Here is a 22,917-nt window from a genome sequence, read left to right as displayed (position 1 = left end):
GACACTGGCTCCTCGAACAGGGCAGCGCGCTGATGCGTTGGCGTGGCACATGGCCATTGCTGCTCGGGTTCTCATCTTCAGGTCGGTCACGTGGCCGAAATGCCCATGACGCTCCCCGGCGACACGCCGAAGCGTTGCTTGAAGACGCGGCTGAAATGCGCCGCGGTCGAGAAACCGCATTGCCACGCGATCTCCTGCACGGACGTGGCGCCGGCGGCGTTGGCGCGCAGCAGGGCGTACGCATGCTCGAGTCGGACCTGCCAGACGTGGCGCATGAGCGAAGTACCGTGGGACCTGAACAGGCGCTGCAGATGCGTGCCGGAGATGTTGAGCGCAGCGCCGACGGAAGAGGCGTCGAGATCCTCCTGCCCGAGGTTCTGCTTGATGTAGTCCTTCGCACGAAAGATGATTTCTTCCGCGCTGCGCCGGGTGGACAGGTCCTTCGCTGCCGCGAGCACGACGTCGACGAGATGGAGCAGCTGCCCGCCCAGCCAGTTGCGCATGTCGGGACTGGGCATGCTGGCCTGGTTGGCGATGCACTGGATCAGTTCGCCGACCGCAGCCGCATCGGACGGATGCATGTCGGGGACGATCAAGCTGCCCAGCGAGGGCTTCCATCCGCGTTCCTGCAGCAGGTGCTTGGGGATCCGCAGCGCAATGAGGCTGGTTTGTTCCGGAACCGATTCGACAAAGCCTTGCGCGGGATCAAGGGCGAGCATGCTGCCCGCACCAAAGCGATGCAATTGCCCGTCGTGTTGCACGACCACGTAGCCGGAGATGATGAGCTTGAAGTAGATGCACTCGGCTTGCCACAAGTCGGCCTTGTCGACCGTGGACAACTCCAGCGTGGCGAGATCGGCCCGCGTGATGCCGATCGGCCCCAACGTCCATCCGACGACGCTGGAGCCTTGGGAAGCGTGGGGGTAGATCTTGCAATGCAGTCCATGGTCCCTGTACATCACCTCGAGCCAGCCGGCACCGGCGTCCACTGCCGGATCGAATCGTATTTCGTGAGTCTTGAATTGCATGTTCTCTGATCAATTCGCCGGGTCGGCGAAAAGGCGGCGCCATGGTAGACATGGGGCAGGGGATCAGCTTGTCCAGACGGTGCTTCAGCTTGCCTGCGGGGCGCAATGCGGGCGCGCCCAACGGTTGCGCCTGCAGGACAAGTCCGTGCGCATTAAGGACAAGTGCTTCGGCGACGGCGCTCCTACAGTCCGCGCATGAGCTTCCTGAAGAGGGTGGTCACGGCACCGCCGTACGTTGTCGAAGCTTCTAATCGTGTTGCAGCGCCCAGGCCCTTTTTTCATGAACCGCTTTATCGACTGGCCATCCGGAAAAGCCTGCAATCGGCAGCCGACCTGCTCGGCGTTGCGCATCAACTGATGTCGGCACCCGAGAGCCGCCCGACGAAGGACCTCGCGGCCCGGAAGAGAGCCATGCTTCAGGACGTCCGGCTTGCCGCCCGAAGGGCCTACGAGGCGGGACACCTGCTGATCGGCATCGACCTGGCAGCAGCCCAACCGGGCGATTCGGCAGACGTCAACCAGGCGCGGCGCTGATGCGAAGTCGCGAGGCCATGTTGACCAGGTCGGCCAATGACTCGGCCTCCATCTTGCGCATCACCTGCCCGCGGTGCGCCTTGACCGTGATCTCGCTGATGCCCAGTTCGCCACCCACCTGCTTGTTCAGCAGGCCGGACACCACCAACGCCATGACTTCCCGTTCCCGGCGACTGAGCGAGGCGTGACGCTCGCGAAGCCCGCGCAGGCCCTCTTCGTGATCGAGGGTTGCATGACTGCGTTCGACGGCCTGCCGGATGGCACTCAACAACGCTTCTTCATCGAAGGGCTTCGTCAGGAACTCGACGGCGCCGGCCTTCATGGCCCGGACCGTCATGGGCACATCCCCATAGCCGGTGATGAAGATGATCGGCATGTCGGTGCGCTCGACTGCCACCATCTTCTGCAGATCGAGCCCGTTGAGGTCCGGCAGACCCACATCGAGGATCAGGCAACTCGGCGCGTAGCTGCGCGGGCGGGCCAGGAACTCCTGTGCGGAGCCGAAGGTCTCCGGGTCCCAGCCCGCGGACCGGATCAACAGTTCCAGCGATTCGCGTACCGAGATATCGTCGTCGACGACGAAGACGGTGGGTGTGGCGTTTGCCATGGCGGGTCACCTCGGTTCATGGTCTGGTGCGCTCAGCGCACCGGAAGTGCAGCACGGAGCGCGTCGAGAAGATCGCTCTCGCTGAAAGGCTTGAAGAGGCATTCGACGGCCCCTTGTGCGAGCAGACGCTCACGAAGGGTGTCGTGGGACTTGGCGGTGATGAAGATGATCGGGATGTCGTGCCCTCGATCCTCCAGTTCCGCCTTGAGCTCGGGGCCGGACATGCCCGGCATCGCGATGTCGAGGATGAGGCAGCGGGTCCGGCCGATGAAGGTGGACGCAATGAACTGCTCTGCCGACGCGAATGCCTCGACGGCATAGCCGCATTCCCGGAGCAGGTCGGGCAGCGACTCGCGCACGGATTCGTCGTCGTCGACGACCGAAATGAGCGGAGGGACACCTTCCATGGCGGCATTCTCATGCGGGCGCCGCTTCCGCGCGCGCCGCATCGTCCGGCGCCAGGGGAATGGAGAACGAGAACGTGGCGCCAGGACCGTCATTGGCCGATGCCCACAGGCGCCCCTGATGGCGCTCGATGATGGCGCGGCTGACGGACAGGCCGATGCCCATGGCATCGACCTTGGTCGTGTAGAACGCATCGAAGAGCCTGTCCACGTCCTGCGGGTCGAGCCCGACGCCTGCATCCTGAACGGTGAGCCGCACGCGGTCGCCGTCGTCGCGGGCGGTCCGGATCACCAGCTTCCTCGGACGGTCATGGACGCCGCTCATCGCATCCGATGCGTTCAGCAGCAGGTTGAGAATGACTTGCTGAAGCTCCACCCGATCGCCCGTGACGCGCGGCAGGTCGTCCGCCAGGTCGGGCCGCGGGATCACGCGGCTGCGATGGAACTCGTTCAGCGACAGGGCAATCACCTCACGCGTCGCTTCGTTCAGGTCCACCTGCTCGGCCGTAGGCTCGATGGTGGCGAACAGCGAGAGCAATCGCACGATCACATCGGAAGCCCGATGGCCGTCGCGAATGATGCGCCGCGCGGTCTCGCGCGCACCCTCGATGTTCGCCGGATCGGCGGCCAGCATCCGCAGGCAGGTGCTGGCGTTGGTGACGACGCCCGTCAATGGCTGGTTGACTTCGTGCGCGATCGACTCGGTCAGCGTGCGCAAGCATGCGATCCGGGCCCTGTGCGCCAGTTCGGTGCGGACTTTGGCGAGCGCATCGTCCGGGAGCGATGCGCCGATCTCGTCGGCCGCCACGATTCCGTCAACGCGCGCCGTCCATGCCCACCCTGGAAAGGCATCGACCATGCGATAGAGCTCGTGCCGCATTCCGGCTCCTTCGTGACGTCTCCGGGTCAGGAGAATGCGCCATTCCTGTGCAGACGTCTATGACACTTTGGTGTTGGTCGAAGGGGGCCCGGATTCAGAGGTGCGATACGTCGGCCACGGCTGCCGCAAAGGCCTCAGGCGCTTCCTGAGGCAGGTTGTGGCCGATGCCGCCCTTGACGAGCCGATGCTCGTAGGGGCCCGAGAACTTCTTCGCGTACGCACTGGGCTCCGGGTGCGGAGCGCCGTTGGCATCGCCTTCGAGCGTGATGGTCGGCACGGTGATGACCGGCGCTTTCGCCAACTTCGCTTCGAACTCGGAATACTTCGCCTCGCCCTCCGCCAGGCCGAGCCGCCAGCGGTAGTTGTGGATCACGATGCTTACGTGATCGGGGTTGTCGAGCGCCTGCGCGCTGCGCTCGAAGGTGGCGTCGTCGAAGGCCCATTTCGGCGAGGCGATCTGCCAGATCAGCTTGGCGAAATCGTGCCGGTTCTTCTCGTAGCCGGCCCGGCCGCGCTCCGTGGCGAAGTAGTACTGGTACCACCACTGCAACTCGGCCTGCGGCGGCAACGGGATCTTGCCGGCCTCCTGACTGCCGATCAGGTAGCCGCTGACCGACACCAGCGCGTTCACGCGCGCGGGCCATAGCGCGGCCATGATGCAGGCCGTGCGCGCACCCCAATCGCAGCCGGCCACCGTGGCCTTGTCGATCTTCAGCGCATCCATCAGGGCGATGATGTCGACGGCGACAACGGCCTGCTGGCCGTTGCGAACCGTGTCGCTGGAAAGGAAGCGGGTGGTTCCGTAGCCGCGCAGGTGCGGAACGATCACGCGGTAGCCGGCCGCGGCCAGCATCGGGGCCACGTCGACATAGGTGTGGATGTCGTACGGCCAGCCGTGCAGAAGGATCACGGGTGGGCCACTGGCGGGGCCGGCTTCGAAGTAGCCCACATTGAGCGAGCCGGCATCGATGCTCTTGAGTGGCTCGAGCCGCTTCTGCGGCGAGGCGCGGCGTATGCTCGCAAGACTGGCCGGAGAGGCGGACTGCGCAAAGGCGGGCATGCTCGCGACGAGCTGGGAGGCCGCGACACCGATCGCCGCAGTTCCCAGAAACGACCGGCGGGGTAGGTTGGGTGGGACGGACATGGAAAACTCCTTGAGACTCTGCGGGGCCGAATCACACCAGACACTCGGTGTTCGGTCTATTGCACGATGGTGTCGGCCGGCCGCTGAATCCTCAGCCGCGCGCGATGAACCGATCGAGTCGCGCCGCATCGAGAACCTCGCGCGCACGGGTCTCCACCAGATCGACAGGCAGCTGGTCGGCAAGCCAGGCGTTGGATTGCGCGAACCACAGCGCGCAGCCCCAGTTGTCGAACACATCCGACAGTTCGCTGAGAATCACGGAGACGTCGGGGCGCAAGGCCATGCTGCGTGGATCGAACTGAAAGAGGGGGAGCATCGTCTGGTGATTCCATGCGATTGCCAACGCCTCCTTGTTCACGATCCACCGGGCCACGATGGAGATCGGTTGGTCGGCATGTCGGCCCAGGCGTCTTGCGATGTCGTCGCCATGGCTCATGCCGCCCGTTCGCCGGAACGCGCGCGTCATGGCGATGAACTCGCCGTTGACCTGCCGCTCGCGCCACCCTGGCGGTGTTCGCCGGGAACACGCGCGGCCTTCGATTTCCGGTCGGACCAGCGTCAAGTCATTGCTCACGATCACCTCCATCGATACTTCGACAAGGAACAGGACGCATCACATCAGAATGCAACGGGCCTTTCCATTGCACGATGGTGTCGCCTGTGCGGCGGCCGCATGGACGATGGCGGGGCAACACCATCGTCCAGTCGACGCGACCCACCAGGTGTGGTGTCATCGACGCCGCGCGTGCATCATTCGGATGCGAAATCCTGAGACCCATCCATGGCCCGTTTGCTCACCGTCTGCGTTGGACTTCCCCGCGACATCGAATGGCGCGGAAGGACTGTGCGCACCGGCATCTGGAAAGAACCCGTGGCAGGTCGTCGCCGCGTCCGGCGGCTCAATGTCGATGGCGACGGCCAGGGCGATCTCGGTGGTCATGGCGGCGAGCAGCGGGCGGTCTTCGTCTATCAGGTCGAGTCCTATCGCTACTGGGAACAGCGTCTGGCTCGCAGCGATTTCACACACGGCCAGTTCGGCGAGAACTTCACCATCGAGGGCTTGCCGGACGACCAGGTCTGCATCGGCGACCGCTACCGGATCGGAACGGCGACGTTCGAAGTGACCCAGCCCCGGGTCACCTGCTACCGCGTCGGGATTCGAACGAACGAGCCCCAGATGGCGGCGCTGCTGACTTCGAGCGGGCGGCCGGGCTTCTACCTGCGCGTCATCGAGGAAGGCGAGGTCTGTGCCGGCGACGAGATCCTGCCCATCGCGCGAGGACCGGAGGGCTTGACGGTCGCCGAGGTCAATGCATTGCTCTACACCAGCGACCATCCCCGCGAGCAGCTCGAACGGGCACTGCGGATCCCTGCGCTGTCGCCGGGCTGGCGAGGGTCGTTCGAGGCTTTGCTCCGAAGCCGGGACGCGCATCCGGACGCGACGGGCAACGCCGGCCTGATGCCCGCCGCAGCCGCGCGCACCGCCGCTCCGGGCTTTCGACCGCTGCGCGTCGCGCAGATCATCCATGAATGCGAGGACGTGGTCTCCCTGTCGCTCGAACCGGGGGACGGAACGCGACTCACGGTGCCACTTCCTGGCCAGTTCGTCGTCCTCCGTTTGCGTCGGGGGCCGGACGAACCGTTGATCTTCCGGAGCTATTCGCTGTCCGGTCCGCTGTCCGACGAACGCTACCGCATCAGCGTCAAGGTGGAGCCCCACGGCGCAGCGGGGCGCTACCTGGAGGGCAGCGCTCGAATGGGCGACACCCTCGATGTCAGCGAGCCGAGAGGTGCCTTCACCTTGCAAACCGGCGATGGGCCGGTGGTGCTTCTCAGCGCGGGAATCGGCGCGACGCCGGTACTGTCCATGCTGCATGCCCTGGCGGCAAGCGCATCGCCCCGGGAAATCTGGTGGCTGCACAACGCACGCAATGGCAAGTCGCATTCCTTCGCCAGGGAGGTGCGACAACTTCTCGGCGTGCTGGCTCGCGGGCGAACTCGCATCTGGTACAGCCGGCCCGACGCCGACGATCACGAGGGTCGGGACTTCGACGCGACAGGTCGTCTTGCGGTCTCGGCCTTCGATGCACTGCGCGTCCCGCGGGACGCGGACTTCTATCTCTGCGGGCCTTCGGGCTTTCTCGGCGAGGTGACGGCGGGCCTGGCCGCCTGGGGCGTGCCCGCGGATCGCATCCATTCCGAGGTGTTCTCCGGCGGCCCTTCGCTGACGCCCGGCGTGCTCGCCGGCCCCGTGCGTGCGCCGCATCTGCCGACAGGCGCGTCGGGCACGGGGCCTCTGGTGTCCTTCGCGCGCAGTGGCATTACGGTGCGCTGGCGGCCCGTGTTGGAGCACAGCCTGCTTGAACTCGCGGAAGCCTGCGACGTGCCCGTCCGCTGGTCGTGCCGCACCGGCGTGTGCCACAACTGCGAGAGTGGATTGATCTCCGGCTCGGTCGCCTATGCGCCCGATCCGCTCGATCCGCCAGCGGAAGGCAATGTCCTCATCTGCTGCGCGGCGCCGCAGGGCGATGTCGTGATCGACATCTGAAGCCCGCGCTCATACGTTGGTATCGCAAATACCATCGTCCAATCGACTGGAGGTTGCGCGTCTGGTTTGATCCCTTGTCCACATGGAAGCACAGGAGTCGGACATGAGGGATACTCAAATTCACGGCGAGATAGCAATCGAACTTCTGCGACCGAGGGCGGGCACATGACCTGCTCGATCGCGAGGGGATTCGCGCCACTGATGCCATCCTTCGGCGAATGGTTCGGCAAGGGAAGCTGGTGCCGTACTGTCGAGTCTCGCCGCGAGAAGGAAGATCAGATCATGAAGGTGGCCATCGTCGTGTTTGACGGGGTGCAGGCGCTGGACGTCGCGGGACCCATGGACGTTTTCGCCGAGGCAAACAATTTCCTGGAGCCCGAACAGCACTATCAGGTCACCCTGGTGGGCATGCATTCCGGGGGCGTCCGGTGCGCGAACGGATTGGAGCTCAAGGTCGAGACCGACTACCTGCAGTACGAAGACCAGCCAGACCTCCTTCTCGTCGCAGGCGGCCCCAAGCTCCCGGAGCTGCGGCCTGCGCCCAGCTTCCTGCAGTGGTTGAGCGCGAAGGCGGAGGGATCTCGGCGCTACGGATCTGTCTGCAACGGCGCTTTTCCGCTGGGTCATGCCGGATTGCTGAATGGCAAGGACGTCACCGCCCATTGGCATCACGTCGATCGCCTCGCCGCCCAGTTTCCAAGGGCTCGCGTCCGGCCGGACAAGATCTTCGTCCGCGACGGCAGCCTGTTCACCTGCGCGGGGGTCACGGCGGGTGTCGACCTCTGCCTGGCCCTCGTGACCGAGGACTGGGGCCACGAGCTGGCGCTGCGCATCGCCAAGCAGCTGATCGTCTACATCCGTCGCGACGGCGGCCAGTCGCAGTACAGCCCGTATCTCGCGGTGGGTCCGAAGGAAGAGACCATCGTCGCGAAGGTGCTGCGCTATGTCACGGACCACATCAGCGAGCAGCTTTCCATCGAGCAGTTGGCGGATGCCGTCGCGGTCAGTCGACGGACCTTCTCGCGCATCTTTGCGAAGGACGCCAGCATGACGCCTTCCGCCTTCGTGGAGCAGGTGCGTGTCGACTTTTCGCGCAAGCTGCTGGAGGAAACCGACCTGCCGCTGAAGACCGTGGCGTTTCGATGCGGGTTCCACAGCGCCAATCACATGCGAGTCATCTTTGCACGAAGGCTCGATACGACCCCTCGGGAGTACCGCCAGCGCTTTCGGAACAATGAGGTCGGGGAGCCGCAGGAAGCGTCCTTCGATCTGTCGATGGTCGCCGGAGCGCGAGGTGCCCTCGGCGCTCATTCCATGCCCGTCGCGCCTCAGTAGTCGCCAGATGAGCGGGCGGCCAGCGGGCGCGTTCCGTTCCGCTGTCGTATGTCACGGTCCATCGTGTCTCGCCCGGGCTTCAACGCTGTGCGATCTTGTTGACTGCGAGCATTGATCGAGAAGAGCGCGCAAGCGCTTGATCACGTCACTCGCGCGATGGCTGTCGCGAATGGAACGTCGCACCGTTTCGAGCGCAGCCTTGACGTCCGGTGGGTTGGGATGGGATAGCAGGTGCCAGACCACCGACGGATCCGGCCAATCGATGCCGGCATACTCCAGCCAGCGCCGATTGACGAAGCTCAAGGTCCCGTCGGGTCGCGCGGTCCAGACAAGACCGGGCAGGGCATCTGCGGCAACGGCGAAATCGTCTTCCGCGATCCACTTCGACGGCGGCGGATCGCCACTGGAACAGCGCGTCTCTGGTCCCTTGTGGCCGTTCGTGAACTCGGTGTGCATTCGGGAATGGCAGTCTGGCCGCACCGATAAGGGCGAGTCGGGCGATGCCGCGTTGGCTCTGCCAGTCGCCGTATTGAGCGCCTTGAGAAGAGAATCCTCAGTGAAGGGCTTGAGCAGGCAATCCACGGCACCCGCACTGATGACACGTGAACGCGTGGCGTCATCTGCATGCGCGGTAATGAAGACTATCGGGAGTCGCTGCCCCAGCAGATCCTGGAGTTCGGGGCCGGTCATGCCAGGCATCGCGATATCCAATAGCACGCAGCGGGTCTCGGTCGGGCAATCGGAAGCCAGAAAGTCTTCTGCCGAGGCAAACGCCCGGACGGAGAACCCGAACGCCTTCAGCAGATCAGGCAGGGACTCGCTGACCGACTGATCGTCGTCGATCACTGACACGAGCGGTCGCACTCAGGTCATCTCTGGGGCCTCGGTCGATGAGAGCTTCGCCGATGTTGCATGGCCCATGGTGCACCGACTCATACGCCCGCGTCGATGGCACTTTGGTATCGGCCGTTGGACTCAAAACGTGCTCGATGCGCTTGACCTTGACCATTCAAGCGAAGTTGGGCGTGCTTCGGAAGTGTGACGGTAGCGCGACAGTGCAATGGAGCCGCTGTCTTCCCCGTGCGTATCGTCAAGGGTGCGGTTCTTCTCCGCCGTTGCGAGGGCGGATCTCACCTCGGCGCGCGGCGTGTGCAGAACCTGATGACGCGAGAGGTAGACCGAACCGCTGTCACCCCGGATCAAGACGGTCAGCGTCCCCGCCTTGATCGCTTCAGCGAGGTCGGTCTTCACTTTGTCGCGGGATTCCCACGAGCGGAAGTGCGAAGCGATATACATCGAGCCGCTGTCTTCGCCGAGCAACACGCCGAGTTGACCTTGCGCCGCGCGTCGTTGCGCGTCCACTTCGGCTCGGGTCAGTTGGGCTGAAGCCGCCGTCGCGGACACTGCCAGGAACGCGATCAGCAGTGTCCGGATTTCCTTCGATGACATCATCATGGGCTCCTGGGTGCGTGTCGGCTTACCTCGAGCCGCTTGCATCGAGCGTACGGGCACTGCGCGGCGCCCGCATCCGACCGATGACAGGACATCCGGTGCATACGAAGACCATGGCGAACGTACGTCACGGGCGGGATGGCAGCGCACGCGCTCGGTCCTAAGCTCCTGATCAACTCACTCGATCGGGGCCGCTCATGGCAACTCAAAGTCTGTCCGTCAATGGTGAAACGAGGAGCGTCGATGTCCCCGGCGACGTGCCGCTGCTGTGGGTTCTGCGCGATGTGCTCCGCATGAACGGCACGAAATTCGGATGTGGCATTGCCCAATGCGGGGCCTGTACGGTTCACCTCGACGGTCGTGCCGTTCGTTCCTGCCAACTGCGCATCGGTGCCATCCGCGACAGGGCCGTCACGACGATCGAGGCCGTGGGACAGACCGAAGTCGGAGCCAGGGTCCAACGCGCATGGCTTGATCTGGAGGTGATGCAGTGTGGCTACTGCCAGCCGGGTCAGATCATGTCGGCCACGGCCCTGCTGCAGACGACACCGCATCCGGATGACGCGGACATCGACGCCGCCATGGCGGGAAACATCTGTCGTTGCGGCACTTACGTGCGCATACGCGAAGCCATCAAGCGGGCGGCTTCGGAGCAGAAGGCAGTGTCGTGACTGCCGAGATCCAGGGTGCCGCCGGGCTCTCACGGCGTGCGCTGCTGAAGGACGCTTCCGCGGGCGGCTTCTTGCTTGCCTTTCACCTGCCGACGTTTGCTTCCGACGGACCGTCCCGGACGGACGACGAGGTCCATGGGCAGTTCGCGCCCAACGCCTTCATCAGGATCGACCGTAGGGGCACGACGACGCTCGTGATGCCGCAGGTCGAGATGGGGCAGGGCGTCTACACCTCGATCGCGATGCTCCTCGCCGAGGAGCTCGACGCGGACTTCTCGCGCGTGGTGCTCGAACACGCGCCACCCGACAACAAGCTCTACGCCAATCCGATCCTCGGTATCCAGATCACGGGAAACTCATGCTCCGTCCGCGCCTTCTGGCGGCCGCTTCGCAGCGCCGGTGCGGCGGCGAGGGCGACGCTCGTGCGGGCCGCCGCCGCGCGATGGAGCACGAGTGCGGCCGAGTGCACGACATCGAACGGCGTGGTGACGCATGCCGCCACTGGACGTCGGCTCGGCTATGGGGAGTTGGTAGAGGCGGCGGCCAGCATGCCGCCCGCAATGAATGTCGTGCTCAAAGATCCCGCGCAATTCAGGTTGATCGGCCAGCCCGTCAAGCGCCTGGACACACCCGACAAGGTCGACGGCAAGACGGTCTACGGCATCGACGTCATGTTGCCGGGCATGAAGTTCGCCACGGTGGTGCAGAGTCCGGTCCTCGGCGGCAGAGTCCGCCATGTCGACGACGGCGCGGCCTTGCGCGTCCCGGGGGTACGCAAGGTCATCGTGCTGGACGACATGGTTGCAGTCGTAGGCGACTACTGGTGGGCCGCGAAGACAGGGCTGGACGCGCTCGAGATCGAATGGGACGACGGTCCGAACGGCCAGACCTCCTCGCGCCAGATGTGGGAGGAACTTCGGCTCGCGAGCACGATGGACGGCATCGTCGCCAAGACCGTCGGAGATGTGCGCAAGGGCTTGTCCGCGGGCGAGCGCATCGAGGCGGCCTACGAACTTCCGTTGCTTGCCCATGCCCCGATGGAGCCGGTCAACTGCACCGTGCACCTCCAGGCGGGCGAATGCCGCATCTGGCTCGGAACGCAGGTCATGGGGCAGGTCCATCAGGGAGTGGTCGATCTCCTCCGGATGCCGCCCGAGAAGGTCGTGGTCCGCAACCATCTGCTTGGCGGTGGCTTCGGGCGACGCCTGGAAGTCGACATGGCGCTCGTTGCCGTCCGCGTGGCACAGCAACTGGCGGACACGCCAGTGAAAGTGGTGTGGACACGCGAGGAGGATGTGCGTCACGACATCTTTCGTCCGATGTACCGCGACGTCGTTGCGGCGACGCTGTCGAACGGCAGGATCGACAGCTTCAAGTACAAGATCTGCGGTTCGGCGGTGATCGCGCGCAGGCTCCCCTCGCAATACAAGAACGGCATCGACAGGGACGCCGTGGACAGCGCGGTCGACATGCCCTACGACATCCCGAACTTCCAGGTCGAATACGTGAGGTCCGAACCCAAGGCCGTCCGCACCGGCTTCTGGCGCGGTGTCGGAGCCAACAACAACGTCTTCGCGATCGAGTGCTTTGTGGACGAGCTCGCGACAAAGGCCGGCGTGGACCCGGTCGCCTTCCGGCGCGGCATGCTGGGCAAGACACCGCGACTGCGAGCGGCCCTCGATCTCGTCGCCGCAAGATCCGGATGGGGCGGTCCGCTCGCGAAGCGGGTGGGCCGCGGCGTCTGCGTGCAGCCGTCGTTCGGGAGCTTCATTGCGACGGTGGTCGAAGCCGAGGTCGACGAGCAAGGTGAGGTCGACGTGCGTCGCGTGAACACGGTCGTCGATACCGGTATCGCCGTGCACCCGGACCAGGTCGTGGCGCAACTGCAGGGCGGCCTGATCTTCGGCCTCACGGCTGCGCTCTACGGCGAGATCACCGTCACGAACGGCCGCATCGCGCAATCGAACTTCCACGACTACCGCATGATGCGCATCGACCAGACGCCGAAGATCGACGTGCACGTCGTGAAGAGCGGCGAGGCGCCCGGCGGGATCGGCGAGACCGGCACCACCGCATCGGCGCCGGCACTGCGCAACGCCATTTTCGCGGCGACCGGCGTCGCGCTTCGAAGCATGCCGATCGATCGCAAGCTGCTCGCGGTCCGGACGTCGGCATGACCGCGCGCGACCGCCGCCCTCTGTCGCGCGGCCTCGCCTCTCGCGCCGCGATCGGCGTTTCCGTCGTGCTGATCGCTATCGTGCTCGTCGCTGCCTGGCTGCTGATCCAGCCCGGACCTATGGACTTTGCGGGCGGCGGCACCGTGGCCGTGACCGACTATCGCGGTGCCGACCCGACGGGCGTGCCTGCCTCGCTGGTACAGGCGACCGTGGTGCAGCGCGGTGAATACCTTGCGCGCGCCGCCGACTGCGCGGTCTGCCACACGGCGCGCGACGGTCAGGCCTTCGCGGGAGGGCTCGCGTTCGCGCTGCCCTTCGGCACCCTGTATTCCACCAACATCACGCGCGACGAGAAGACCGGCATCGGTGGCTACTCGGATGGCCAGTTCCTCGCGGCGGTGCGCCGCGGCGTGCGGAAGGACGGTGCTCGGCTCTATCCGGCCATGCCGTTCACGTCCTACGCCTACATGACCGACGCCGACGTCCTCGCCATCAAGGCCTATCTATTCACGCTGAAGCCGGTTGACGCGCCGGCGCCCGACAACACGCTCGGCTTCCCTTTCGACCTACGCTGGACGCTCGGTGCCTGGGCGTTCCTGTTCGGTACCGAAAGGCACTTCGAAGCGCGCATCTCGCGCAGCGACGAATGGAACCGGGGTGCCTATCTCGCGGAGGCACTGGCGCATTGCGGCGAATGCCACACGCCGCGCAACAAGGCCCTGGCGCTGAACAATCGATTGAAGTTTGGAGGCGCCCTGGTGGGGGGGTGGAAAGCCCACAACGTGAGCGCCGATCCCGCGACGGGTGTCGGTGCCTGGAGCAGCGAGGAACTGCTGTCGTACCTTTCCAGCGGTCACGCCCCCGGCCGTGGCAGCGCTGCCGGCCCCATGGCCGAGGCCGTCGACGAGAGCTTCAGCCACCTGTCGCCGGACGACCTCCAGGCCCTCGTTGTCTACCTCCGCAGCGTGCCAGCGGCAGTGGACCCCGACGCGCGGCCGACACTCGCGAGACTCGCACCCGAATCGCACAAGGATGGCGGCCCGTTCGACAACGCTCGCGGCAAGTCCTTGTTTGCAGGCGCGTGCGCGAGTTGCCATGGCTGGAGCGGTGCAGGCACGCTCTCCCCCTACGCAACGCTGACCGGTGCGAGGTCCGTGAACGATCCAGGAGCGACCAACGTCGCGCAGGCCATACTTTCGGGCATCCAACGGACGCCGCCCGACGCCGTGTCGATGCCATCCTTCGGCAATGGCTTCTCGGATGCCGAGATCGCCGCCGTGTCGAACTACGTCACGGCGCGATTCGGCGGCAGCCCCTCATTTCTCAACGAGCGGGATGTAGCCGCATTGCGGCGTCAGACCGCGCATTGACCAAGCGCCGGTCCTGCTTCTGGTTGCTCCGCATGGCCAGGAACGGTCATCCAATGGCCCAAATCCGACCGTGGCCTGGAGTTCTCAAAGGGCGCAGCACATAGACTTTGAATGCGGTTGCCGCGCGTCGCCCCAGGGGGCGCGCAGTGACGGCATTCTTCATGACGAGGCGCTTGCTGCCACCGTGCTTCGCGAGCAGCAGTCGCTTCTTCCCCATGGTCGAGTCGCGATGAGCGGACCCTGACAAGGACCGCGCTGTCGACTCGCGAGCGTCAATCAACGGAGTCAGTATCAGCACCACGCACACGCTGAGCCCAGCGGGGAATCCGCGGCAGGCATCCATCCAGCATTTACCCGTCAACCTCTTCGCCTCCGTAATGGGCATCTCGGGCCTGACCTCGGCCTGGCGGCAGGCGGGCCATCAGTTCGGCACGAGTCCGCTCATCGACGGGGCGATCGGATGCCTTGCCGTGGCGATCTTCGTCCTGCTGTGCATCGCCTATGCAGTCAAGGCCATCGTCCACCCGCAAGCCGTACGCCACGAGTTCCGGCACCCGATCGCGGGCAACTTCTTCGGGACGGCAACCATCGCCACGCTGCTCGTTTCATCGGTTGTGGCGCCGGTGAGTGCGGTCGCGTCGGAGGTCCTGTGGTGCATCGGCGCGGTGTCGACGATTGCGCTGGCCTTCACGATCCTGAGCCGGCTGCTGCGAGGCAAGGTCGATGCGGGCCACGCGCTGCCGGCCTGGTTGATTCCTGGCGTGGCAACGCTGGACATCGCCGTGACGGGCAGCGCGATGCCGATAGCTTGGGCAAGGGAGGTCAACCTGTTCGCAATGGCCGTGGGCACGATGATCGCGCTGCTCTTCTTCACGATGATCATGTCCCGGCTGATCCACCATCACGAGAAGCTCGCGAACGAGATGGTGCCGTCCCTGATGATCCTGATGGCGCCCTTCGAAGTGGGCTTCCTTGCCTACACGAGCTTTTTTCAGCGGATCGATGCGTTCGCGGCGATGCTCTTCTACTTCGGCCTGTTCATCTTCTTCTCGCTGGTTTTCAAGGTGTTCAGGCGAAGCATTCCGTTCGCGGCCGGATGGTGGGCGTTGAGCTTCCCGCTGGCTGCCCTGACCAATGCGGCGCTTCGGTACGCGGAGCAGGCCGGCTCCCTGGCGCTGACAGGGCTGGCCGTCGTGCTGCTGGCGTTCCTGAGCGTACTGATCGCGGTCCTGCTGCTGCGCACGATCCATATCCTGCTCAACGGGAAGCTGCTCGGTGGGCGCTGAAAAGGGCGTGACTCGAAACGGATGATGTTTGTCCCAAACATGCCTGTTTCGACGATCCGCTGAAGGTGGGGCGCACCTAGACTGAAGTTCGATGGCTCGGACTCGCTGCCGTCCGGCATTCACTCCATGAACCCTATGACCACGTCCTCCGTCCCCCTTCCCGGTCCCGTCGATGCCAATGACGGCGATGAAATTCAAGCAGCCCGCACGGTCGCAGAGCAAGGCGCCCCGAAGCCGAATGTCGAGACATTCAGCGAATGGGATCAAGTCGGGAACTGCAGCTGCCTGGATCAGGTGAAAGCCGCCACCCCCAAGTCCATTCCCCGGCGCTGACACACCATGCGAGCTCTGCTGCTGCTTCCATTCATCGGCCTGCTGTGGGTCCAGCTCTACAACGCTGAACTTCCATCGCTGTTCGGATTTCCACTCTTCTACTGGTACCAGCTCGTATGGGTACCGGTCACCGCGCTGCTGATCTGGATGGTCTACAGGCACCAGTACGACGCGAAGGATGAATGATGGACGGCCAGATTCATTGGACCGCTCTGGCGGTCTTCGTGTTCTTCTTCGTGCTGGTCACGGTGCTCGGATTCGTCGCTTCCAAATGGCAGACCGGCGGTGCGCAAAAGGACGCGCATCTCGACGAATGGGGGCTTGGCGGGCGGAACTTCGGCACGTGGATCACGTGGTTCCTGGTGGGGGGCGACTTCTACACCGCCTACACCGTGATCGCGGTGCCCGCGCTCGTGTATGCGGTCGGCGCCTATGGCTTCTTCGCGTTGCCCTACACGATTCTGGTCTACCCGATCGTGTTTGTCGTGATGCCGAAACTCTGGCACGCCGCACACAAGGCCGGCCACGTGACGGCCGCCGATGTCGTCTATGGCCGCTACGGGTCGCGGCATCTTGAGTTGGCTGTCGCGGTGACGGGCGTGGTGGCCACGATGCCCTACATCGCGCTGCAGCTCGTCGGCATGGAGGTGGTGATCAAGGCGCTCGGACTGACCGGAGAACTTCCGCTCGCGGCGGCCTTCGTCATCCTTGCGCTCTACACCTACAAGGCAGGATTGCGAGCGCCTGCGCTGATCGCCTTCGTCAAGGACTTGATGATCTACGTGGTGGTCTTCGTGGCGGTGGTGCTCGTCCCGGGCAGGCTGGGCGGATACGCGCAAGTGTTCCAGGCCGCGGGGGACGCGTTCGCCGCCAAGGGCGGCGCGACGGGCCTGATCCTCAAGCCTTCCCAGATGCTGCCCTACGCCACGCTCGCCATCGGCTCGGCGCTCGCCGCGTTCATGTATCCGCATACGCTAACCGGGATCTTCGCGGCCCGGAGTGCCAACACGATCCGCAAGAACGCGGTGTTCCTGCCGGCCTATACCGTGCTGCTGGGATTGATCGCGCTGCTGGGCTACATGGCCCATGCCGCCCACCTCACCGTCAAGAGCAACAACGACGTAGTGCCGGCGCTGTTCAACGCGCTCTTCCCGCCATGGTTCGCCGGCTTTGCCTTCGCCGCGATTGCCATCGGCGCACTGGTGCCCGCCGCCGTGATGTCGATCGGTGCCGCCAATCTGTTCACCCGCAACTTCTGGAAGGCCTACGTCAGACCGGACGTGACGCCGGCCGGCGAGGCGCAGGTGGCGAAGATCGTGTCGCTGGTGGTCAAGGTCGGTGCGCTGGTGTGCATCCTGTTCCTGCCGACCCAGTTCGCTCTCGACCTCCAGCTGCTCGGCGGACTCTGGATCCTGCAGACGTTCCCGGCAGTGGTCTTCGGACTGTTCTTCAAGTGGTTCCGGGCGCCCGCCTTGCTGTGCGGTTGGCTTGTCGGACTGGTCGGTGGCAGCTGGCTTGCATTCTCGGATGGCATCAAACCGGTCCATACCTTCGTGATCGATGGCAGTGGCTACACGCTGTACACGGGCATCACGGCACTGGCACTGAACATCGCGGTCGCTGCGGCGGTGCAATTGCTCCTGGGCAGCAAGGGCTCGCGTTCGGCCCTCGAAGCGACGGCATGAGCCCGCGACCGGCGATCGCCGTGTCGCTCTTCGGGATGCCCGTTGGCATCCTGGGGCTCGCGGGCGCCTGGAATGCCGGCGCGAGGATCTGGAATCTGCCCCCGGCCGTGGGGAGTGGAATCGCAATCTTCGGCGGGTTGACCTGGCTGGCGCTTCTGCTGCTCTATGCGTACAAGTGGTTCCGGTACCGGGCCGAGGCCCTAAAGGAATTTCGGGACCCGGTGCAGTCCTCATTCGTTTCGCTGGTGTTGATCTCCACGATGCTGGCGTCAGGCCAGATCCTCCAGGTGTCTCGTCCAGCGGGTACCGCCCTCCTCGGCGTTTCGATCGTGGCGCAATTCGCCCTGGGGACATGGCTCCTCGGAAAGGTGTGGCAAGGCGGACAGGGTGCCGACTTCGTGACGCCGGCCCTCTACTTGCCGACCGTAGGCCAGAGCTTCGTCGCGGCCAGTGGTGCCGCGGCGCTGGGCTGGTCGCAAATCGGTGCCCTGCTCTTCGGCTGCGGCGTGCTTTCGTGGCTGGCCACCGAATCGCTCGTGCAGTCACGCGCTGGAACGCGGGACCCCATTCCCGTCGGCCTGCGACCGGCATTGGGCGTCCAACTGGCGCCACCGGTCGTCGGCGGGCTCGCGTACCTGAGCCTGACCACCGGAACGCCGGACATTGCCGCGCACATGCTGTTCGGCTACGGCCTGTACCAGGCCGCGCTGCTGTCTCGACTCTCGGTGTGGATTCGCCAGTCCTCCTTCTCGGCGGGGTACTGGTCCTTCTCCTTCGGCGTCACCGCGTTGCCCACGATGGCCATGCGGATGGTCGAGCGAGGGGACACAGGACCCATGACTTGGGCCGCGCCGATTCTCTTCATCGCCGCCAACCTGGTCATCGCCTTCCTGGTCGTTTGCACTCTGCGTCTCCTGGTGGACGGAAGACTCTTGCAGTCACCTGCGCCCGCCGCTCCCGTGGAAGGACGGGCCGAGCCTTCGACACAGGAGGCGCTTCAGATCCGCTCCCGGCGATAGCCGCCTGGAACGCCAGTCTTGGACAGGACCCACTGCCAGAGCTGAATGTCCCGCGCCCGGAACGCGCCTGCGCAGGACAGCAGTTAGTACCGCCACGTGCGATAGAAGCGATCGCCAAGACGCTCCTTGAAACGCGGCCACGCCGCCTCGAAGTTCTGATGCCAGGCCAAGAGTGTCTTGTCGTCGGCGCCGAAGTTGTGCAGGTCCTCCACGACGAAGAGGAATCGACCGCGTCACCGATCTGACCGATCGATGGCAGGTCGCCATTGGGAAAGTTGTACTTGTCGATCCAGGGGTCGGGCGAGGACTTGCGCTGGTTCTTGCCAATGGTATGCAGCAGGAAGAGTCCGTCCGCGCGGAGGCAGCGGTGCGCCACTTCCATATAGTGCCGGTGATTCCTGCGCCCCATGTGCTCGAACATTCCGATGCTGGCGATGGCGTCGAATGGCTCGTCGACTTCGAGATAGTCCTGCAGGCGGAACTCCAGCGGCAGGCCCGCACGGCGCTCCCTGGCCCATGCAACCTGTTCCTGGGAGATGCTCACGCCGACGGCTTCGACGCCGTAGTGCTCGGCGGCGTAAGCCATCAACCCGCCCCAGCCGCAGCCGATGTCGAGCAGTCGCATGCCTGGCGGCGAGCGCGTGTCCCAGCAGGCGCAACGGCCGGATGTGGTTGGTCAACCGGGTCCCGAGAATGCGGGCGAAGAACTCGTCCAGTTGCCTGGCCTCCCAGTCTCCGTCGACGTACGCTTCGCCCAATCCCAGTTGCCCTGCGCGAGTGCGCGTTCGGGGACGCCGGGACGCTTGAGCTGGATGTCCCAGGGCTTCGCGCCATCGATGGTGATCGACGCTTGCCGAAGAAGATCGGCGACGACGCGGTGAGTTCCGGATGTCGCACCGGCGAATTGACTTTGCATTGAAGATTCCATGATCGTGTTGTCATTCGATCGCGCCGGCGGCCGCATTCGCATCGCGCAGCGTGCGGTAAGCGACGACGAGATCGTCAAGTGAGAACGCGCGATTGAGTCCGCTCGGATTGGGAAGAATCCATGCTTCACTGCCTGCAAAGCGGGTCGACTGGCGGCCCCACGCAATCTGCTTCTGGCCCGTTATGACGGCATAGGCGGCTTTTCCGAGGAATGCGAGGCGATGCGGCCCGCATGCCCTGATCCTTGCGGTAAATCCGTCGGCTGCGGCGAGGAACTCACGAGTTGCAAGGTCACTGGCGCGCGAAGTGCATCGATCGACGACCGTCGTGAGGCCGTAGCCCAGGCCGATCATCAGGCGATCCTGCTGGGGCGTCATGAGTGTGGGCGTGAATCCGGCCAGATGCATGACGCGCCAGAAGCGATTGCCTCTGCCGTCGAAATGATGACCGGACACCACCGCCCGAATGCCCGGATTGATGCCGCAGAAGACGATGTCGAGTCCGGAAGCCAATACGTCCGGCAGACCTTGCGCGGAAGAATCGGCCGCGCGACATTGCAAATTCGAAGGTGGTTGAAGACTCATCGGATCACTCGATTTGGAGTCTAGGAGAGTCAACGCATTGCCATCTCGACACCTGCCGTTGTCTTGAGCCATTCCGCATTGACTTTCGGCCACGAATGAATTGGCCCAAATCGGAACGACATTGGCCTTCCCGCCCCTTCGATGCCGTCTAGAGTCTTCTTTCCGATGCGCTCGTCGGACCCGCTTCGCGGCGCGCGCCGACAAAGAAGGACAGATGATGGACCGATTGACCGAAGCAGCGGATGCGGATCCGCAGGAGACCCAGGAGTGGCTGGAATCGATGGAGGCGGTGCTCTCGCATGAAGGACGCGGGCGCACGCATTACCTGCTGGACCAGTTGCTCGAGCAGGACCAACTGGGCAGCGGCAATTACGTGGCCGCAACGACGACGCCCTATGTCAACAGCATCGGCACGCGTGAGCAGGCGCCGTTCCCGGGAAACGAACAGATTGAGGCCCGGCTGGATGCCTATCTGCGATGGAACGCGATGGCGCTGATCCTGCGCGCAGGTAAGCATTCGGGCGTCGGCGGCCACATTGCGACGTATGCGTCCGCAGTCACCTTGTACGAAACGGGCTTCCGGCATTTCTTTCGTGCCGCGACGCAAGATTTCGGCGGCGACATGCTGTACATCCAGGGCCACTCGTCACCCGGCATCTATGCACGGGCCTACATGGAAGGACGGCTGTCGGAAGCGCAGATGGATCGGTTCCGGCGCGAGGTCGCGGGCGGCGGTCTCGCGTCCTATCCGCATCCACGGACGATGCCGGAGTTCTGGCAGTTCCCGACTGTGTCGATGGGCCTGGGGCCGTTGATGGCCGCCTACCAGGCGCGCTTCATGCGATACCTCGAAGACCGGGAGCTCGTTCCTGCGCAAGGACGCAAGGTCTGGGGATTCCTGGGTGACGGCGAGCAGGACCAGCCCGAGACCCTGGCGGCGGTGGCGATGGCGGGTCGCGAGAAACTCGACAACCTCATCTTCGTCGTCAACTGCAATCTGCAGCGACTCGATGGACCGGTCCGTGGAAACGGCAAGATCATCCAGGAGCTCGAAAGCGTCTACCGGGGCGCCGGATGGAACGTCATCAAGGTCATCTGGGGAACCGGCTGGGACAAGCTGCTGGCGGAGGATCACGATGGCCGCCTTCGTCGCCGGATGATGCAGTGCGTCGACGGCGAGTACCAGGTCTTCAAGGCCCGCGATGGTGCCTTCGTGCGGCAGCATTTTTTCGGTGCCGATCCGGTCCTTCTCGGTCGCGTGGCCCATCTCAGCGACCAGCAGATCGGTGAGCTGACCCGCGGAGGGCACGACCCGGTCAAGGTGTTCGCCGCGTATGCGCAGGCCATGAAGCATCAGGGGCAGCCGACCGTGATCCTCGCGAAGACGGTCAAGGGCTACGGCATGGGCGAAGCGGGAGAAGCCGCCAACACCAATCATCAGTTGAAGAAGCTGGCGGACCCGGCGGTCAGGGCCTACCGGGACCGGTTCGCCATCCCGGTTGCCGACGAGATGCTCGAGGAGATTCCCTACATCAAGCCGCCTGCGGGGAGCGCCGAGCAGGCCTATCTCCAGGCGGGGATCGAACGGGCGAAAGGTTTCCTCCCCCTCCGGCGCAGAGGGTCCGGTTCGTTGGCCGCACCGCCGCGGGAGGCGTTCAGCGCCCACATGAAGAGCAGCGGAGAAAGGGAGTTCTCGACCACCATGGCCTTCGTGCGTGTGTTGGCGCAACTCCTTCGCGATCCGGCCTGGGGTCCGCGCGTCGTGCCCATCGTGCCCGACGAATCTCGCACCTTCGGCATGGACGGCATGTTCCGACAGGTCGGCATCTACTCGCATGTGGGGCAGCTCTACACACCGCAGGATGCGGACCAGCTCAGCTTCTACAAGGAGGAGCGCAAGGGCCAGATCCTGCAGGAGGGCATCAACGAGGCGGGCGCGATGTCGTCGTGGATCGCCGCCGGCACGGCCCACAGCACGTACGGCTATGCCACCGTGCCGTTCTACATCTTCTATTCCATGTTCGGGTTCCAGCGCATCGGCGACCTGGCCTGGGCCGCGGGGGACATTCGCGCGCGCGGGTTCCTCCTGGGTGCGACCGCGGGAAGAACGACGCTGGAAGGCGAGGGGCTGCAGCACGACGACGGCCACAGCCAGTTGCTTGCGTCGGTCATCCCTTCGTGCATCTCCTACGACCCGGCGTTCGCGGGCGAGATCGCCGTGATCGTGCAAGACGGCCTGCGTCGCATGTACGAGGAGGAGGAAGACGTCTTCTACTACCTGACCCTCGTCAACGAGAAGACCAGGCACCCCGCGTTGCCCGCAGGCGCGGAGGAGGGCGTCATCAAGGGGATGTATCGCCTTCGCGCCGGAGATGCGGGGCTGGGGAAGGCTCACGTGCAACTCTTCGGAAGCGGCTCGATCCTCAACGAAAGCCTGGCTGCCGCCGAACTGCTTGAAAGCGAGTTCGGCGTGACGTCGGACGTCTGGAGCGTCACGAGCTACTCGGAATTGCGCCGTGACGGGATGGAGGCCGAAAGATGGAACCGGCTGCATCCGATGGCGGAGCAGCGCAAGTGCTTTGTCGAGGAGAGCCTGTCTTCCCACAAGGGCCCGGCGGTGGCGGCGACCGACTACATGAAGGCTGTCGCCGATCAGATCAGGCCTTTCGTGACGGATCGACGCTATGTGGTGCTTGGTACCGACGGTTTTGGCCGCTCCGACACACGCGAAGCGCTTCGCTCGTTCTTCGAGGTGGACCGCCGCCATATCGTGCTCGCCGCCCTGAAGGCGTTGGCCGATGACGGCGCGCTACCCGCGTCGGAAGCGGCCCGTGCGATCGCGCTGTATGCGATCGACACGGAGGCCCGATCGGCGGCGCTGCCCTGAGGTGGTTCTGCGACCGCGGGACGCGCAGGCAGGCCCGGGCATGACG

General features: G+C 64.8%; 21 protein-coding genes and 1 pseudogene. 11 read left to right on the top strand and 11 right to left on the bottom strand.

What is annotated here, in order from left to right:
- Nucleotides 1-86 precede the first annotated feature (86 nt).
- Nucleotides 87-1,028 carry a helix-turn-helix transcriptional regulator gene (locus AC1D3B_RS07675; RefSeq protein ID WP_478190068.1) on the bottom strand — a complete coding sequence of 314 codons (942 nt, stop codon included), beginning with the start codon at nucleotides 1,026-1,028 and terminating at the stop codon, nucleotides 87-89.
- Between the two features lie 195 nt (nucleotides 1,029-1,223).
- Here AC1D3B_RS07675 and AC1D3B_RS07670 point away from each other — a divergent pair, with 195 nt between their 5' ends.
- Entirely contained in the window at nucleotides 1,224-1,562 is a 339-nt protein-coding gene (locus AC1D3B_RS07670; protein ID WP_478190067.1) for a hypothetical protein, read from the top strand.
- Here the strand turns inward: AC1D3B_RS07670 and AC1D3B_RS07665 are convergent.
- From AC1D3B_RS07665 to AC1D3B_RS07645, 5 genes are all read right to left on the bottom strand, one after another.
- A complete protein-coding gene (locus AC1D3B_RS07665) occupies nucleotides 1,543-2,169 on the bottom strand; it encodes a response regulator transcription factor (RefSeq protein ID WP_478190066.1) in 627 nt (208 codons plus the stop codon). The genes AC1D3B_RS07670 and AC1D3B_RS07665 overlap by 20 nt on opposite strands.
- Nucleotides 2,170-2,201: 32 nt before the next feature.
- Nucleotides 2,202-2,576 (bottom strand): response regulator transcription factor, encoded by a 375-nt coding sequence (locus tag AC1D3B_RS07660; protein ID WP_478190065.1) that lies wholly within the window; start codon nucleotides 2,574-2,576, stop codon nucleotides 2,202-2,204.
- 10 nt (nucleotides 2,577-2,586) lie between these two features.
- Nucleotides 2,587-3,453, bottom strand: a complete 867-nt coding sequence (locus AC1D3B_RS07655; protein ID WP_478190064.1) for a sensor histidine kinase — start codon at nucleotides 3,451-3,453, stop codon at nucleotides 2,587-2,589.
- Nucleotides 3,454-3,547: 94 nt separating this feature from the next.
- Nucleotides 3,548-4,597 (bottom strand): alpha/beta fold hydrolase, encoded by a 1,050-nt coding sequence (locus AC1D3B_RS07650; protein WP_478190063.1) that lies wholly within the window; start codon nucleotides 4,595-4,597, stop codon nucleotides 3,548-3,550.
- Between the two features lie 91 nt (nucleotides 4,598-4,688).
- Nucleotides 4,689-5,171 carry a hypothetical protein gene (locus tag AC1D3B_RS07645; protein WP_478190062.1) on the bottom strand — a complete coding sequence of 161 codons (483 nt, stop codon included), beginning with the start codon at nucleotides 5,169-5,171 and terminating at the stop codon, nucleotides 4,689-4,691.
- Between the two features lie 207 nt (nucleotides 5,172-5,378).
- On the opposite strand from AC1D3B_RS07645, the gene AC1D3B_RS07640 reads away from it, so the two are divergent.
- Together AC1D3B_RS07640 and AC1D3B_RS07635 are read left to right on the top strand one after the other, a co-directional pair.
- Nucleotides 5,379-7,145, top strand: a complete 1,767-nt coding sequence (locus AC1D3B_RS07640) for an MOSC domain-containing protein (RefSeq protein WP_478190061.1) — start codon at nucleotides 5,379-5,381, stop codon at nucleotides 7,143-7,145.
- Nucleotides 7,146-7,427: 282 nt separating this feature from the next.
- Complete coding sequence (locus tag AC1D3B_RS07635; protein WP_478190365.1) at nucleotides 7,428-8,480, top strand: GlxA family transcriptional regulator; 1,053 nt, start codon at nucleotides 7,428-7,430, stop codon at nucleotides 8,478-8,480.
- Nucleotides 8,481-8,531: 51 nt separating this feature from the next.
- On the opposite strand, the gene AC1D3B_RS07630 is transcribed toward AC1D3B_RS07635, so the two are convergent.
- Nucleotides 8,532-9,332 carry a response regulator gene (locus tag AC1D3B_RS07630; RefSeq protein ID WP_478190060.1) on the bottom strand — a complete coding sequence of 267 codons (801 nt, stop codon included), beginning with the start codon at nucleotides 9,330-9,332 and terminating at the stop codon, nucleotides 8,532-8,534.
- Between the two features lie 123 nt (nucleotides 9,333-9,455).
- Nucleotides 9,456-9,932: a hypothetical protein gene (locus AC1D3B_RS07625; RefSeq protein ID WP_478190059.1), complete on the bottom strand. Its 477-nt coding sequence runs from the start codon at nucleotides 9,930-9,932 to the stop codon at nucleotides 9,456-9,458.
- A gap of 197 nt (nucleotides 9,933-10,129) precedes the next feature.
- On the opposite strand from AC1D3B_RS07625, the gene AC1D3B_RS07620 reads away from it, so the two are divergent.
- The 7 genes from AC1D3B_RS07620 (at nucleotide 10,130) to tehA (ending at nucleotide 18,473) form a co-directional block, all read left to right on the top strand.
- Nucleotides 10,130-10,603: a (2Fe-2S)-binding protein gene (locus tag AC1D3B_RS07620; protein ID WP_478190058.1), complete on the top strand. Its 474-nt coding sequence runs from the start codon at nucleotides 10,130-10,132 to the stop codon at nucleotides 10,601-10,603.
- Complete coding sequence (locus AC1D3B_RS07615; RefSeq protein WP_478190057.1) at nucleotides 10,600-12,780, top strand: xanthine dehydrogenase family protein molybdopterin-binding subunit; 2,181 nt, start codon at nucleotides 10,600-10,602, stop codon at nucleotides 12,778-12,780. The genes AC1D3B_RS07620 and AC1D3B_RS07615 overlap by 4 nt, the downstream gene beginning before the upstream one ends.
- Nucleotides 12,777-14,150, top strand: coding sequence for a c-type cytochrome (locus AC1D3B_RS07610; RefSeq protein ID WP_478190056.1), 1,374 nt, complete (start codon nucleotides 12,777-12,779; stop codon nucleotides 14,148-14,150). Before AC1D3B_RS07615 ends, AC1D3B_RS07610 begins: the two co-directional genes overlap by 4 nt.
- A gap of 290 nt (nucleotides 14,151-14,440) precedes the next feature.
- Nucleotides 14,441-15,436 (top strand): SLAC1 anion channel family protein, encoded by a 996-nt coding sequence (locus AC1D3B_RS07605; RefSeq protein WP_478190364.1) that lies wholly within the window; start codon nucleotides 14,441-14,443, stop codon nucleotides 15,434-15,436.
- Between the two features lie 339 nt (nucleotides 15,437-15,775).
- On the top strand, nucleotides 15,776-15,955 hold the full coding sequence (locus AC1D3B_RS07600) for a DUF3311 domain-containing protein (RefSeq protein WP_478190055.1): 180 nt from the start codon (nucleotides 15,776-15,778) through the stop codon (nucleotides 15,953-15,955).
- Nucleotides 15,955-17,454, top strand: a complete 1,500-nt coding sequence (mctP, locus tag AC1D3B_RS07595; protein WP_478190054.1) for a monocarboxylate uptake permease MctP — start codon at nucleotides 15,955-15,957, stop codon at nucleotides 17,452-17,454. The genes AC1D3B_RS07600 and mctP overlap by 1 nt, the downstream gene beginning before the upstream one ends.
- On the top strand, nucleotides 17,451-18,473 hold the full coding sequence (tehA, locus tag AC1D3B_RS07590; RefSeq protein ID WP_478190053.1) for a dicarboxylate transporter/tellurite-resistance protein TehA: 1,023 nt from the start codon (nucleotides 17,451-17,453) through the stop codon (nucleotides 18,471-18,473). Before mctP ends, tehA begins: the two co-directional genes overlap by 4 nt.
- A 286-nt stretch (nucleotides 18,474-18,759) precedes the next feature.
- Here tehA and AC1D3B_RS07585 read toward each other — a convergent pair.
- From AC1D3B_RS07585 to mug, 3 genes and pseudogenes are all read right to left on the bottom strand, one after another.
- A pseudogene (locus AC1D3B_RS07585) lies at nucleotides 18,760-19,059 on the bottom strand (class I SAM-dependent methyltransferase); the annotation flags it as partial.
- A 90-nt stretch (nucleotides 19,060-19,149) separates the two neighbouring features.
- The gene (locus AC1D3B_RS07580) at nucleotides 19,150-19,389 is read right to left on the bottom strand and encodes a hypothetical protein (RefSeq protein ID WP_478190052.1); all 240 of its coding nucleotides are present in this window, start codon (nucleotides 19,387-19,389) and stop codon (nucleotides 19,150-19,152) included.
- A 22-nt stretch (nucleotides 19,390-19,411) separates the two neighbouring features.
- Nucleotides 19,412-20,056, bottom strand: a complete 645-nt coding sequence (gene mug, locus AC1D3B_RS07575) for a G/U mismatch-specific DNA glycosylase (protein ID WP_478190051.1) — start codon at nucleotides 20,054-20,056, stop codon at nucleotides 19,412-19,414.
- Nucleotides 20,057-20,201: 145 nt separating this feature from the next.
- On the opposite strand from mug, the gene aceE reads away from it, so the two are divergent.
- Nucleotides 20,202-22,871, top strand: coding sequence for a pyruvate dehydrogenase (acetyl-transferring), homodimeric type (gene aceE, locus AC1D3B_RS07570; protein WP_478190050.1), 2,670 nt, complete (start codon nucleotides 20,202-20,204; stop codon nucleotides 22,869-22,871).
- Nucleotides 22,872-22,917: the final 46 nt, after the last annotated feature.

Source organism: Variovorax sp. P5_A3 (genome assembly GCF_056400665.1).
Note: the sequence above shows the minus strand (reverse complement) of the source record. Positions and strands in the feature narration are given on the sequence as shown.